Below are 13,638 nucleotides of genomic sequence, written 5' to 3' on the forward strand. Positions count from 1 at the left end.
TGCATATGTGAGTATGATCTAGATTAATTTGAGTTTACTGTTGTGAATTATTCATATGGTGAAATTATCATATATTAATCAAAAAAAGGCCCCCTCTACTGTTATAGCTAGGAGAGTTCCAAAGACGGTTTGATTCACCTATTTTATCTCTTTATTGCCTACGATACACGATCGTTTCATCAATTACGGTCATTTCGATACAATCTTCTAACAACTTATTTGGTTTATGCAGAAAAGGATCCATATTCAATATCGTAAAATCTGCATAATATCCTTCTTTGATGACTCCCTGATTTTGCTCATGACCACTCGCATAAGCGCTTCCTGTCGTGTACAAGGAAATGGCTTCGAACAAGCTCAGACGCTCCTCTGGTTGGTATACTGTTTGTGTTGAATCTTCGGGATTAACCCTCGTTATAGCAGCATAAATACCAAGGAGTGGTGAAACCTTTTCAATGGGGGCATCTGATCCCCCTGCACAATGAAGTCCATTCACAAGCATTGTTTTCCAAGCATATAAATATAGGTTAGACTCCAAGCCCACCCGCTCCATAACCCACGGGAAATCAGAGACGACAAAAGTAGGTTGAATATCAATCACAACCGGTAATCTCTTCATCCGTTCCATTGAGTCCTGACTTAGCACTTGTCCATGGATTAATCTATCTCTTGTTCCATTAATCGTAGGATGGCGTTCAAGGACTTCCAACACTTTGTCCGCAGCAAGGTCTCCGATCGCATGCACTGCAATAGGTAATCCGAATAAACGTGCTTTGCGAACCAATTGATTAAGCTCCTCATCCGTATGTATAGCGATTCCGTTAGTATTGGGATCATCTGCATACATACTGCTCAACAGGGCTGTCCTCCCTCCTAATGCACCATCTGCAAAAATTTTCATAGATCCAAACTCCAAGAATGCCGATTGTATAAGCAATGTTGGCTCTGCACTCTTCCAATCATCCACTACCAGATGATGGACTAGTAAATGCGCTCTGAACATCATATCTTGTCCATGAATAACGTTCTGAAATGCGCGCAACGTATTGGAGCAACTTCCATAATAGCTTAAATCTTCCGTATGCCCACCAACCAGTCCCTGACGCCAAGCATGTTGAATACCTAACATCAAAGCTTCTTCAAGATAAGCAACCGTTACTTCTGGTATTACATTAAGAATAACATCCTGTGCTGTATCTTTATAAATTCCTTCATGCTTTTCAACTTTTAATCTAACTGTGGCATCTTCATCTGGACTCATCTGCATCTCATTCATCTGAGCTGCCCGTATAGCTAACGAATTCGCTACTAATACATGTCGACAAATTCGTCTTAAGATCACTGGATGATTAGGTGAGATCCCATCCAATAACTCTCTTGTAATAGTGTCAACATTCAACCACCTATTCTCGTTCCATCCCTCAGCGATAATCCATGACCCTATTGGCATGATTTCAACACGATCCGCAACAGCCCGCAGTACTTCCTCTCTGCTATTCAACCTAGAAAGATCCAGCTTGAGAAAGGTCTCACCATACCCAATCAGATGCATATGGCTATCTACAAATCCGGGAAACATCGTAGCTCCCTGCAGATCAATCCATTCATCGATGTGTCCTTCCAAACTCTCTTCTATGTATTCTTTACTACCCGTAGTGACTATAGTACCCTGCTCGGTATACACAGCTTCTACGGTATGCCCTTCGTATTCCATCGTATAGATGGTTCCATTCCACCAGCATTTCCCCATGATGATCTCCTTATCTGCTTATGACTTGAAATACTGGCTTACATTTCCGCTGTCTGCAAGTACCCTCTCGACGTAGTCTTCACCCGTGTAGTCACCGATTACCTTCTGCCAGAATTTCTGAGCTGGCCTATTATTTCTGAGCTGCGTGACTTTCCACTTCCCTTTATATTGTTGAAAAAGCTCTTTCGCTGCCCAACTTCCTAGACCACTACGACGATACTTCTTCATAATAAAAAACTCAGTCATATAATAATCAGCCTCTAATGAATGATCTAGTCGTTCCACCAAAGCGAATCCTGCAGGCTTATTATAAGTAGATATCAATATTGCAAATCTTCCTTCTTCCTCTTCCCAAAATGTATCCAAATCTGGATACATTTCGAACTTCCCTGTCTCCTCAAGCTCGATATCCAAAAACTCTGTGAAATCATATAAATAAAATTGCATTAAATGATGAATAACGTCTTTATGTTCAATCGGAACCCATTCAAGCTTCATTTCCATAAATTCACCCCATCGCATCTTATCTGAACCTACTATATAACGTTGTCCTGCAACTTCGCAATTATACTCTTACATTTACTCTTCCATGCCATCTCTAAGACTTCTATCCATACCTATGGTAAAATAACAGTTAGACTCTATTAATTAAGGAGGTGCATCCGTGAATATACAAAAAGATATTGATCGCAAACGGCTCGATGAAAAGGTTCTCGGCATGCCCTGGTTCGTGCAACAATTCATCGATTATAAATTACCTGATCTCTCTCCATCTACGCTGCTAGAGTACATACGGGATTACGAAACTTTCTTTAACTGGTTACGTGGCGAATTACTCTCTGAAGCCGACCATAACTCAAAAGTGACCTTAACCGAACTGGAAATGCTTCGTATGGAAAACGTTGTGAGTTATAGGCTCTATCTCACGACCCGTAGGGAGGGTGCCAATTCCAAAGTAACCATCTCTCGTAAGTTATCATCCCTGCGTTCATTATTTCATTATTTAAGCCAGATCGCTGAGGATGAGGACTTCTATCCCTTATTAAAACGTAATATTATGGCCAAAGTAGAAGTCAAACGTATACACAAACCGAAGGATACGGCTGCTAAGTTAAAAGGAAAAATCCTTGAAGAAGAAGAGTTACTGGAATTTATAGGTTATATTCTTGTAGGCTACGGGATTGATGTCGCTGATAACAAACAAGCGCTCTACTCCTATGAGCTTAACAAAGAACGTGATGCTTGTATCGCTAGCCTTATTCTGAACTCAGGACTCCGTGTATCAGAGATCATTAATTTGAATACGGATGACCTAGACTTCAACAATAAACTAATATACATATTCCGCAAAGGGCATAATGACGAAACATTCAAAACGCCAGTCTATTTCCGTGAACAAGCGCAGGATGATTTGGCATTATACCTTAGTCTAAGGCAGACTCGTTATCATGCACCGAAGAAAGAGAAGGCCCTTTTTCTCACCATCCCAAATGGTCAAAAAGATGGAAAGCGAATGACCAAGCGTGCTGTTCAGGCTATGATCATTAAATACGCTACTAGATTCGGCAAGCCCTTCCTGACGGTGCACAAACTGCGACATTCCTTCGCAACCGATTACTATCTTCAGAATGATATTTACAAGACGAAGGAACAGTTGGGGCATGCCTCTACAGAGACGACAGAAGTATATGCCCATCTAACAGATAAAACGATGTCCGAAGCGATTGAACGACGTGTGGAGTCGACTTAAGTACCCTATTGAAAGTGCAAGCAATGCTCTTTGAAAGAAGGTTGCTATAGAAAAGGATTGGGGGGTACGAATGATGACAAGAAAGAACGAGTATATAATAGCAACGGCAATTATCCTAATGTATTCTTTAATAGGTCACTTACTTAATATTGATATCTTAAAAATTATGACTATTCGAAAAGATGAATTTAGTATTAGTATTGCAGGAATTTTTATATGTATCATCACAATTATTTTACTACGTTATATTGTTCGAAAATTTAAAAATACTAATTAACGACTCTCTATATCGGAGCCGCTTTTTCTAATTTAAGTGTTGTTTAGGTACTTACTTCCGTCGGCCTTCCGTTCTCCATCCATAATTCACCAGGAATACATCTGAAAATCCCTAAAGAAACTTATTCTTTCTACCATGTAAATAAGGGCGGCTTCTCATTCAAATGTGAATGGGAAGCCGCCTTTATCAAAGAAATATATGAACTACCTTCGACCTCTTCTGCTAATTTTACCCGAACCTATTCTTGTTTTCGGCTTACTAATCGATTTCTTATTCTTAGAAGAACCAAAAATACTAGATCCACTGCCACTATCGCTTCCCTTACTAATGCTTCCCCTACTTGGGGTGCTGCCTCGGTTGAATATAGTGTCGTCAGATCGTTTGCTACTAGATGAATTGCTAGTATTTCCACGTCGCGTGATGAGCCCTTTTTTCTCCACGGTGAGTGGAGGTGTCATTTTCTTATCACTGGTCGTTGGTTTAGAATAGCTTCCCTGATTCGGTTTGTATACGTCCTTACTAGAATATCCACGATAAGTACCACTTCGCCCTAATGAATCGAACATGTTACCTATAATACTTGCAGCGATGTATCCCTCAAGGAAGCTCGAGTCATAATTCTTCTGGACATATTCCTTTGAGTCAACTTCAATCAGCGTATCCTCAGAGTTATCTGGATCCTGTTGTAAATGGTACCATTCATCATTATAAACAAGGAACATTCGCTCCGAATCTTCTGCCGAAATCTGATCCGGCTGACGATCCTCAGATAGTTCAGCAGCAACGTCAGGTACACTCTGACCTTCTGCCCGATATACATAAGATGTGGCATTGCCATCTTTATTTACGGATTCAAGCGGATACGACTTCATCGTTGTCCCTAAATCGCCCCAGCCACCCGCACCACAACCGCTCAATAGAGATACTAATAAACCAAGAACGATCAAACACTTTATTGAAAGAACTGAATGTTTCTTCACTTGATCCACTCCTAGCTTGCCCGAATGATCTTTACATCTGCCGGTATCACACTTTCGCCTTCATACATCATGAAGCGTCCATTTTGCCATTCAATCCGCAGCAGTTGATTATCATCAGATTGATATTGCCACACATGTTGCTCCCCACCTTGCATGAATGGTGCTTTCCCAGTTACAAGTACATTCCCGTCGTACTCCTCCTCCAAATGATAGGCTACATCATCCAAATCGACGATGCTCGGAACCTCATTTGGATTGTCCAACCTTCCATCAATCGGCTTATACAACGCATACTGGATATTTTCCCGTTCCTCAATATGAAAATAAGCGATATCCTGACCATCTTGCAACGTAAGTACAACCGCGTTCCGACTACGATTATGGACTCTTCCCACCACTTCGTACGTAACTAGCGATACTTCACATATATCACCTGGTGCAAGCCCCAACACATTCTTCTCTCGTATTGGCGGTTCCGGCTTAGCAAATAGATTCCCTACTCTTTTCCAAATACTCATATTCTGCGACCCCTTATCGACGTTAGTTCAACTTACAGACAAGCTGTAATGATTAGAGCTCCTACAATATGCAATGATCCAGCAAATAGTCCATAACCTAATTTACCTTGTTGTGTTCCTAGATCAAGATCCAGCTTAGCCCATCCTCTAAGTAATATACGGACAATACTTTCCAGAATGAGTAGTACAACAAAGGATATAATTGAAACAACGATCGCTTCAAGTAATACATTGGAGGTAGATATAGATACGGAAAGAATGTAACCCTGTGCGACAAGCTTCAGAATCATCCGGGTCGTTACCGCCATATTTCCCGCTTTAACTTCTTCGAAATCCTTATACTTTGTAAATAATGAGTCCACATATAGCAGAATGAACAGTAATACCGAACCTACACCTGTCCAGACCAACACTCTTAATACATATTCAAAATCCATGACCTCTTCAACCCCATTCGGCAATAAATTTCACATTATTCTCATATCAAAACGAAGGAGTTATGATCACATATTAGCTCCTTCGCTTGTCATATTACATATGGTAACTATTTATACTTATTACTGATGACTTTTTGAACTTCTTCTACTATTCTTGTTTCCCGAATTGTTTCATAAGTGCTGCAAGTTCATCTTCAACCGCTTGGTCTTTATTTAAACTTGCAAACTCATCGTCCAAAGATTTCTCGCTAGAAGTCATTTCGTTACTTGCTTCAGCTTGCGCTTCCATGTGTAACATCTTATCTTCCATACGTTTGAGTCCACTTGCCGCAGAATCCGTACTGAAGCCTGTCATAGCCTTGTTAATCTCCGTTTGTGCCTTGGCAGCATTGTAACGCGCTACTAATGTTTCTCTTTTATTCTTCATTAACGTTAATTGCTTACGCATTTCTTCAAGCTTGCTACGTAGATTATCAGCAGATGCTTTATTCTGATCATAGTTCACTTTATATTCGTTCTTCTTCAACTCCGCTGCATTCTTCTCTTCCAAAGCGCGACGGGCAAGATCAATATTCTGCGCTTGTGCAGCTGTCTGAGCTTGTAGTGTACGTTTATTCACTAACGCATCTTGTTCTTCATAGAGTTGTTTGAATTTCTTCTCGATAGCAATCTGTGCTGCTACAGCTTTCTCAGCATCTTCAAGATCTTCATGCATATCTCTAATATACTGATCCGTCATTTTGATAGGGTCTTCCGCTTTATCGATCAAGCTGTTAATATTGGACATCGTTACATCACGTAATCTTTTGAACATGGACATAAAATTCATTCCTCCCAGGAGTATGTTTTTTCTTCATACTAAGGTGTACGTGATAAAGACATAGAACGTTTCATTTTATTCAAATAATTATCCATTCTTTCATTCACGATGGCTACGATCGACTGAATCTCTACTTTCGTAAGTTGATCATAATGTATACCTGCGGCCACGGTGACTGTCCTATCTAGCACTTCTACAGCTTTACGCGCTAGATCCTCACTAATCGTATACTCCTTATGTCCTGGTATATTCGACGTTTGTACCTCAATTCCATCGGAAGTTCGATAAGCCGTGGATACAGCGCCAATGTGAGCAGCCCCACCTGTGATGATCAGCATCATATCCCGTCCCACTGGAACTTCAATGATTTGGATGTCATCTGGATTAAACTCAATCATATACATCCGCCTTTCGAAAGAAATATGAATCTATTATCTATTCTATAAGATTCCGCGGATTTCGTCCAAAGACTTAATATTCTCTTCCAGCATAAATTGCTCCAAACCCTCAACCAAATCCTGACCTGCACGCAAGTTCATGAAGTTATACGTACCCACCTGCACCACAGCAGCCCCTGCCATAATAAATTCAATGATGTCCGTCGCAGACACAATGCCACCCATTCCCATAATAGGTATCTTCACATGCTGAGCGACTTGGTGTACCATACGTAATGCAATTGGTTTAATCGCAGGACCAGACAGCCCAGCATAAGAGTTACGAAAAACACTTGAACGACGACGCACATCGATCTTCATCCCGGAAATCGTATTAATGAGAGATAGGGCATCTGCCCCTTCGTTCTCACACATCAGAGCCATTTCCACCAAATTCTCCGCACCTGGAGACAACTTGACCGTCAATGGTAAGCTAGTTGCCCGCCTTACTTGTCGAACGACTTCCTGCGCTGCCACCGTCTTTACTCCATAGGCTATTCCGCCTTCTTTTACATTAGGACATGAAATATTCAATTCGATCATATCTACGGCTACTCGACCTAGCGCTTGTCTTCTATTGTGATCTTCTTGGATCAGAATGGCACCCTGTATGTAGTCATCTAAACAATTACCGCCTAGATTAGCAATTCTGACGGTATCCAGTGTCTCCCAATAGGCGCATTCATGCTCTAGGAAATAGGGTACGCCTGGATTCTCAAGCCCAACACTATTTAACATCCCTGAGGGCGTCTCAAATACACGAAGCCCTTCATTACCCGCTTTAGGATGTAATGTGAGACCTTTCCCACTAATGCCACCGATCTTAGATAGATCATATAACTTACCGTACTCTCTGCCGAATCCGAAAGTTCCTGAAGCCATCACAATTGGATTTTTAAAAGGAATTCCAGCAACTTCACATGTTAAATTAATCATGTAGACATACCTCCTCTGCAGCAAACACAGGTCCATCTGTACATGCCTTTTTACGGCCATCTTTGCACGACACACTACACACTAGACATGCCCCAATGCCACATGCCATTCGGTTCTCTAGTGAAATATAGACATCTGCTGAACATTGTGATTGCTGTTGTTTCGACTGAACAGCTTTCATCATGCCATGCGGCCCACACGATAGTATCGCATCATATTGATGGAAATCGATGTCTTCAACAATGTATCCGCCAACATTCGTATACAATTTTCCTGCTACAGTATTAAAGTGATCTAATAAGTATGACTCTTTGCTAAAACCGAGATAGATGTCCGCATTCGGGATCTGTTGTGCACAATAATAGAGCGGTGCGATTCCAATCCCACCACCAACAAGTGCGACTCTCCCTTTTACCTCGGGAAACCCATTACCATAAGGCCCTTCAAGAGATAAAGAATCTCCCGGTCGAAGTCCAGCAAGTAGTGCCGTTCCCTCCCCGACCACCTGATACAGGAATTCTATCCCTCCATCCGTTCTATTAAATATACTAATCGGTCGAGAGAGTAACGGATAATTCCCCCATGCTCGCAACATATAAAATTGACCCATCTTACCTTCATAATGCCCCTCTACGTTCATCAGATACACTTGTTCAGATACCTGTTCATTGGTTATCACTTTCCCCATCCACAAACGCCTCCTATGTACCAAAATCCATTCATAATTAATACTACATTATAATTAAGTGACTTTTTTCACTAACTTCTCTAAGAATAATATTAACACATTCAGGACATAACAACATAGTTGAATTCCTCACATATTAAATAGTTCGGAGGTTGTACATATGTTCAGAAAAATTACTTTAATCATTTTGTTCTTTCTTGTCATAGCCGGAAGCCTCTCTATCATTTCACCACATGATATTCAGGCAGCGTTATCTTCCACAGAAAGTGCAATAGCAAGCTCAAGCCCCATGTCGGAACCTGTAGTACATTCACAGAATGATCATTCTTCTTCGAAAAATTCAAAAGAACAACAGCAAAAGAATTCTTCAGCTACATTATCTGAACTATATCGGAAATTTCCTGAAACGATGAAAACTAGAGGCCCGAGGGAAAAAAGACTCGCTCTTACCTTCGATGATGTTCCAGATCCTCGATTCACACCCGTTGTGCTAGATATATTAGCTAAATATCATGTAAAGGCTACTTTTTTTGTTGTTGGCAAACGCGCAAAAGATCATCCTGACATTGTAAGAAGAATTCAGCGTGAGGGGCATGCCATAGGTAACCATTCCTATGATCATCCCCAATTCACCAAGATCTCCTTGGAACATTTTCAAAGTCAGATTAACACAACCGAGCAAATTCTTAACGAATTAATTCACTATAAGCCAAGGCTGATCCGTCCTCCTTATGGGGAAATTACTGAAGAGCAACTGAAATGGGCTAAGAAGCAAGGCTATAAAATTATTAACTGGAATGTAGATTCTCTAGATTGGAAAGGAATTGGTAAAGACGAAGTGAAGAAGAATATTCTGTCCCAGGTCGGACCGGGTTCCATCATTCTCCAACATGCAGGCGGGGGCATCGGATCAGATCTAACAGGAACGATAGAAGCCCTTCCTGAAATTATTTTGAACCTGCGAAAGAAAGGATACTCCTTCGTAACCGTTCCCGAATTACTTCAGATAAGTGTCGAGAAGATTCCGGTCCCTAAATAACGATAAAGAAGGGTAGTTCCATAAGCCATTATCATTGGCCTATAGGACTACCCTTTAAGAGGTTGTTCAAAAAGTCATCTTTTGAACACGCACTTTACGATTCTATTCCATATTTCACTTAGTTTATGAAATACAACTCAATCTGTTGATATCCAAATACTCTTACACTTTGTTGGCTTCCCGGAATGAATATATCTATTCGATTGCCCTTTATTGCCGAGCCTGCATCCGTTGCCGTTGCAACAAATGCATCCTTGGGAAGACCATCATGACTATGTCCAGTCACTAATACTTTTGTCCCCATTGGTATAACCTTGGGGTCTACAGCGATGGTGCCTAGTTTGAGTGGATTACCGAAGTAATCAACGGCTCCCCATTTACCATTCTCACTAGCAGCAGCAGAATAGGCTGACGCTTTGACATTTAAAGTTTTGCTATAATTAAATGTTTTGCCCCATGCTTTCACCACTTTTTGATCTTCTGTGACATTTAGAATCGAAGCAGTTGAATTTACAGATGTAGCTGACACTGTCTTCTTAGCCGTTGGTATCGTTAATTTTATTCCTGGATAGATATTGTTTTCTTTCTTATTGGCATTGGCATTGATCAATTCTTTCAGATCCACACCATACTGTTGGGATAGTTTGAAGTACGTATCGCCCTTTTTCGTTACATGAACAGCTTCTGCATGAACAGGTGCACCCTGTACCACCATAGCAATTCCTATTACTGCTGCAAACATTTTAATTGTTTTAAATTTAATATTCATTGTGTTTGTGCTCCTCCTTGTATGAAAGCCTGCAAAGTTTCGGCTCAACTAATATATCACAACTTTGTAACCTTTAAATATGTAATGTTTCCCAAGTGACACTATGAACATGATTATGACGCCTTTTATCGTAAAAAAACACGGAGGTAACAATGACTTTTTCGTCATCTTTTCCTCCGTGCTGCTCTATATATCAATTCGTTTTTTTAGGCTATTTCATTGCTACAACACTTTACTAAGGAATTCTTTCGTACGAATATTCTTCGGGTTATTAAATACCTCTTCAGGTGAACCCTCTTCCATAATACGACCTTCATCTATGAATAGAATACGATCACCCACCTCACGGGCAAACCCCATTTCATGCGTAACGATGACCATCGTCATGCCTTGCACAGCCAATTTCTTCATAACTTCCAGCACCTCTCCTACCATTTCAGGATCGAGCGCTGAAGTAGGCTCATCGAATAACATAACATGTGGCTGCATCGCTAACGCACGAGCAATAGCAACACGTTGCTTCTGTCCTCCCGATAATTGATTCGGATAGACATCCTTTTTATCAGATAGTCCTACAGTTTGCAATAGATTATTCGCGATGTAATCCGCTTCTTTTGCCGACTTCATCTGAACGGTAAGTGGAGCTAACATAATGTTCTGACCGACGGTTTTATGAGGAAACAGATTGAAGTTTTGGAACACCATCCCCATTTTCTCACGTGTAGCATTGATGTCATGATTGGAAGATGTTATCGATTTACCTTGAAATAATATTTCTCCAGAGGTTGGCTGTTCAAGCAGGTTGAGACAACGTAGAAATGTACTCTTGCCTGAACCCGAAGGACCAATCACTACGACAACCTCACCCTTAGATATCTCTACATCAATTCCTTTAAGAATGTCTAATTCCCCGTATGATTTATGAAGATCTTTAACGATGATCACTAGCACTCAACCTCCTTTCTACAACTCCCAGTACCTTGGACAATGCAAACGTCATACAGAAATAAATAACCGCTGCAATAATAAATGGACTTAGTCCTTGATACGTAATATTCTTCACAACACCAGCCTGATACATAATATCAGCCATTCCGATGATGGAGATAATCGACGATTCTTTAATAATCGTAATAAATTCATTACCAATTGCCGGTAGAACAGCCTTAAATGCTTGCGGTAATATAATATGGCGCATCGCTGTGCTTCTTTTCATCCCTAACGAGCGTGCTGCCTCCATTTGTCCACGGTCTACGCCCTGAATACCTGCTCTGAATATTTCCGCAAGATATGCTGAACTATTAATCGATAACGTTATAATACCGGATTGCAGTGGCGAGAAATTAACACCAAATGTTAAGGCTATGCCGTAATGCATAATCATAAGCTGTACAAGCATTGGTGTGCCTCGTAACACTTCAACATAAGCTGAACCTAGCCACTTCAACAACCCTATATTTGTCATACGTAGTAACGAGATGAACAGACCGATAATGAAGCCAAATAATACACCTAGTGCTGACAGCAAGAGCGTATATCCGATCCCTTGTACATAATAACTTCTGTATTTCCAAGCAATATTAAATATATTCCCTGATACCTGCTTATCAGCCGCTAGAAGACTCGCTTCTTTAACCAATCGATCGATATCACCATTACTCTTCAATCGCTCCAATGTCTCATTGATCGATTGCAGTAGCTCAACATTACCTTTCTGAATTCCAATGGCTGCCAAGGAATCAGCATTTTCTGGCACAGCAGCAGCAAGAACAATCTCCGAATCAAAATACGCCTGAGCGACTGTATCTTCCATAATGATGGCGTTGATTCGTTTCGTCCGTAACTGTAAAATAAGATCCGGTATTTTTTCCAATGAAGTCAGATGAGCATTAGGAATATCCATTCCGATTTCTTCTTGAATCGAACCTTTTTGCACCCCTATCTTCTCATTCTCAAGTTCTTTCATCGTCGGGAATCGCTCTTGATCTTCCGCTCTCACCACGACAACTTGTTGTGCCAAATAATAATCATTCGAGAAGTCAATACTTTGACGACGTTCTTCCGAAGGCGTTAAACCCGAAATAACAAAATCCACTCTCCCACTTTGCAACGCAGATAGTAGACTATCAAAGCCCATGTCTTCAATGACAAGTTCAGCCCCAAGATCTTTAGCGATTTCCTTCGCAATTTCGATATCGAAACCAACAATTTGGTCTTTTCCGTCTATCGTCTTATGAAATTCATAAGGTGGAAACTCGGCACTTGTTCCAAGAACTAGTTTTTTGGTGGTCTTCGTAGTTTCTTGTTCTGCACTTACGATTTCTGTCGTCTGCAAACCCATAACTAACAGGATGATAGCACTGAGTAGAATCGCAATGATTCGATTATATTTCTTCAACTTCCTGTCCTCTCCTTACCATTAATAAATATGACAGATCGTTAATCCGTCACAATAAAGTATTTTACAACTGAACAATCATAAGTGAAAATGTATTATTATGCAATGACATTCATTAAATCGTTAAAATAATAACTAAGCTAAATACTGTTACTAGTGCTTGGCAAACATTAGTCTAGGATGTCGCTACGTTGACGGATTATCCTTACGATCGCTGTTGCCCTCCGATTTCTTGATTTTATACCGCTTAGCGGTTGAAATCCGATGGCAAAGCATATGCTTCCGAAGTAGCTTTCCTGCGGAAAGCTTGTAGGCGAACGCTATCGCTTCTTCAGGACAATTCCGTCACCTGCGCTGCTTCATACTTCCTACTCCATCCAACCTATTCTCTCTTATTATGGCTCAAGATTATTCAACCAAATAGGGCGATTCCAATTGAACAGTCAAGCTCTGACTTTTAGGTTAAGCCGATAAATAATCACTTTGATAATGGTTTAATACTTGCTTAGTAATAACAAAAGTCACTCTGAAGAGGAGTGACTTTTGTTATTAAAATTACATATGTAATGATTTTTCTAATCCATTCGCATTTGGAGTAGCTATTCTTTTTTCCCACATTTATCCTCAAATAATTCTCTATGTTCAGCCTCATACCAACCTCTAAAACAATCTGTATTATCATCAAGTCTTCTACATCGGCATTTGTTACGTCAACCAGCACCTCCAAGTATTGATATACTTGATTATAGCTATGCCCATTTATTACATTTAATATCTTGAAATTTACGGATATTGAAGTAACCCATTATTAATAGCTTATTTGTACCAAAATCATCTTG

General features: G+C 40.4%; 14 protein-coding genes. 2 read left to right on the top strand and 12 right to left on the bottom strand.

All coding sequences use genetic code 11. The features are described from left to right. Positions 1-151: 151 nt before the first annotated feature. Positions 152-1,750 carry an amidohydrolase gene (locus AC1TO8_RS18480; protein ID WP_482057103.1) on the bottom strand — a complete coding sequence of 533 codons (1,599 nt, stop codon included), beginning with the start codon at positions 1,748-1,750 and terminating at the stop codon, positions 152-154. A gap of 18 nt (positions 1,751-1,768) precedes the next feature. Further along, the gene (locus AC1TO8_RS18485) at positions 1,769-2,254 is read right to left on the bottom strand and encodes a GNAT family N-acetyltransferase (protein ID WP_482057104.1); all 486 of its coding nucleotides are present in this window, start codon (positions 2,252-2,254) and stop codon (positions 1,769-1,771) included. A 160-nt stretch (positions 2,255-2,414) separates the two neighbouring features. Here AC1TO8_RS18485 and xerS point away from each other — a divergent pair, with 160 nt between their 5' ends. Continuing rightward, positions 2,415-3,500, top strand: coding sequence for a tyrosine recombinase XerS (xerS, locus tag AC1TO8_RS18490; RefSeq protein WP_482057105.1), 1,086 nt, complete (start codon positions 2,415-2,417; stop codon positions 3,498-3,500). A 480-nt stretch (positions 3,501-3,980) separates the two neighbouring features. On the opposite strand, the gene AC1TO8_RS18495 is transcribed toward xerS, so the two are convergent. The 7 genes from AC1TO8_RS18495 to AC1TO8_RS18525 form a co-directional block, all read right to left on the bottom strand. After that, on the bottom strand, positions 3,981-4,757 hold the full coding sequence (locus AC1TO8_RS18495; protein ID WP_482057106.1) for a DUF4247 domain-containing protein: 777 nt from the start codon (positions 4,755-4,757) through the stop codon (positions 3,981-3,983). Positions 4,758-4,768: 11 nt separating this feature from the next. After that, positions 4,769-5,275, bottom strand: a complete 507-nt coding sequence (locus AC1TO8_RS18500; RefSeq protein ID WP_482057107.1) for a DUF4178 domain-containing protein — start codon at positions 5,273-5,275, stop codon at positions 4,769-4,771. A 32-nt stretch (positions 5,276-5,307) separates the two neighbouring features. Continuing rightward, on the bottom strand, positions 5,308-5,712 hold the full coding sequence (locus AC1TO8_RS18505; RefSeq protein WP_482057108.1) for a DUF350 domain-containing protein: 405 nt from the start codon (positions 5,710-5,712) through the stop codon (positions 5,308-5,310). A gap of 148 nt (positions 5,713-5,860) precedes the next feature. Next, the gene (locus tag AC1TO8_RS18510; RefSeq protein ID WP_482057109.1) at positions 5,861-6,532 is read right to left on the bottom strand and encodes a PspA/IM30 family protein; all 672 of its coding nucleotides are present in this window, start codon (positions 6,530-6,532) and stop codon (positions 5,861-5,863) included. 38 nt (positions 6,533-6,570) lie between these two features. Next, positions 6,571-6,930, bottom strand: a complete 360-nt coding sequence (gene lpdD, locus AC1TO8_RS18515) for a prenylated flavin chaperone LpdD (RefSeq protein ID WP_482057110.1) — start codon at positions 6,928-6,930, stop codon at positions 6,571-6,573. A gap of 42 nt (positions 6,931-6,972) precedes the next feature. Further along, on the bottom strand, positions 6,973-7,905 hold the full coding sequence (locus AC1TO8_RS18520; RefSeq protein ID WP_482057111.1) for a dihydroorotate dehydrogenase: 933 nt from the start codon (positions 7,903-7,905) through the stop codon (positions 6,973-6,975). Further along, a complete protein-coding gene (locus AC1TO8_RS18525; protein ID WP_482057112.1) occupies positions 7,898-8,593 on the bottom strand; it encodes a dihydroorotate dehydrogenase electron transfer subunit in 696 nt (231 codons plus the stop codon). Before AC1TO8_RS18525 ends, AC1TO8_RS18520 begins: the two co-directional genes overlap by 8 nt. A gap of 160 nt (positions 8,594-8,753) precedes the next feature. On the opposite strand from AC1TO8_RS18525, the gene AC1TO8_RS18530 reads away from it, so the two are divergent. After that, the gene (locus AC1TO8_RS18530) at positions 8,754-9,632 is read left to right on the top strand and encodes a polysaccharide deacetylase family protein (RefSeq protein ID WP_482057113.1); all 879 of its coding nucleotides are present in this window, start codon (positions 8,754-8,756) and stop codon (positions 9,630-9,632) included. Positions 9,633-9,750: 118 nt separating this feature from the next. Here AC1TO8_RS18530 and AC1TO8_RS18535 read toward each other — a convergent pair whose 3' ends face one another. From AC1TO8_RS18535 to AC1TO8_RS18545, 3 genes are all read right to left on the bottom strand, one after another. Continuing rightward, positions 9,751-10,401: a 3D domain-containing protein gene (locus AC1TO8_RS18535; protein WP_482057114.1), complete on the bottom strand. Its 651-nt coding sequence runs from the start codon at positions 10,399-10,401 to the stop codon at positions 9,751-9,753. Between the two features lie 222 nt (positions 10,402-10,623). Then, the gene (locus tag AC1TO8_RS18540; RefSeq protein WP_482057115.1) at positions 10,624-11,346 is read right to left on the bottom strand and encodes an amino acid ABC transporter ATP-binding protein; all 723 of its coding nucleotides are present in this window, start codon (positions 11,344-11,346) and stop codon (positions 10,624-10,626) included. Next, positions 11,333-12,799, bottom strand: a complete 1,467-nt coding sequence (locus AC1TO8_RS18545; RefSeq protein WP_482057116.1) for an ABC transporter substrate-binding protein/permease — start codon at positions 12,797-12,799, stop codon at positions 11,333-11,335. Before AC1TO8_RS18545 ends, AC1TO8_RS18540 begins: the two co-directional genes overlap by 14 nt. Positions 12,800-13,638: the final 839 nt, after the last annotated feature.

This window comes from Paenibacillus sp. Y859, assembly GCF_056786405.1.

Excerpts from the sequence above, each read along its gene's own strand:
- AC1TO8_RS18480 (WP_482057103.1), bottom strand. The coding sequence starts at position 1,750 with ATGGGGAAATGCTGGTGGAATGGAACCATCTATACGATGGAATACGAA.
- AC1TO8_RS18485 (WP_482057104.1), bottom strand. The coding sequence starts at position 2,254 with ATGGAAATGAAGCTTGAATGGGTTCCGATTGAACATAAAGACGTTATT.
- AC1TO8_RS18500 (WP_482057107.1), bottom strand. The coding sequence starts at position 5,275 with ATGAGTATTTGGAAAAGAGTAGGGAATCTATTTGCTAAGCCGGAACCG.
- AC1TO8_RS18505 (WP_482057108.1), bottom strand. The coding sequence starts at position 5,712 with ATGGATTTTGAATATGTATTAAGAGTGTTGGTCTGGACAGGTGTAGGT.
- AC1TO8_RS18510 (WP_482057109.1), bottom strand. The coding sequence starts at position 6,532 with ATGTCCATGTTCAAAAGATTACGTGATGTAACGATGTCCAATATTAAC.
- lpdD (WP_482057110.1), bottom strand. The coding sequence starts at position 6,930 with ATGATTGAGTTTAATCCAGATGACATCCAAATCATTGAAGTTCCAGTG.
- AC1TO8_RS18520 (WP_482057111.1), bottom strand. The coding sequence starts at position 7,905 with ATGATTAATTTAACATGTGAAGTTGCTGGAATTCCTTTTAAAAATCCA.
- AC1TO8_RS18525 (WP_482057112.1), bottom strand. The coding sequence starts at position 8,593 with ATGGGGAAAGTGATAACCAATGAACAGGTATCTGAACAAGTGTATCTG.
- AC1TO8_RS18530 (WP_482057113.1), top strand. The coding sequence starts at position 8,754 with ATGTTCAGAAAAATTACTTTAATCATTTTGTTCTTTCTTGTCATAGCC.
- AC1TO8_RS18535 (WP_482057114.1), bottom strand. The coding sequence starts at position 10,401 with ATGAATATTAAATTTAAAACAATTAAAATGTTTGCAGCAGTAATAGGA.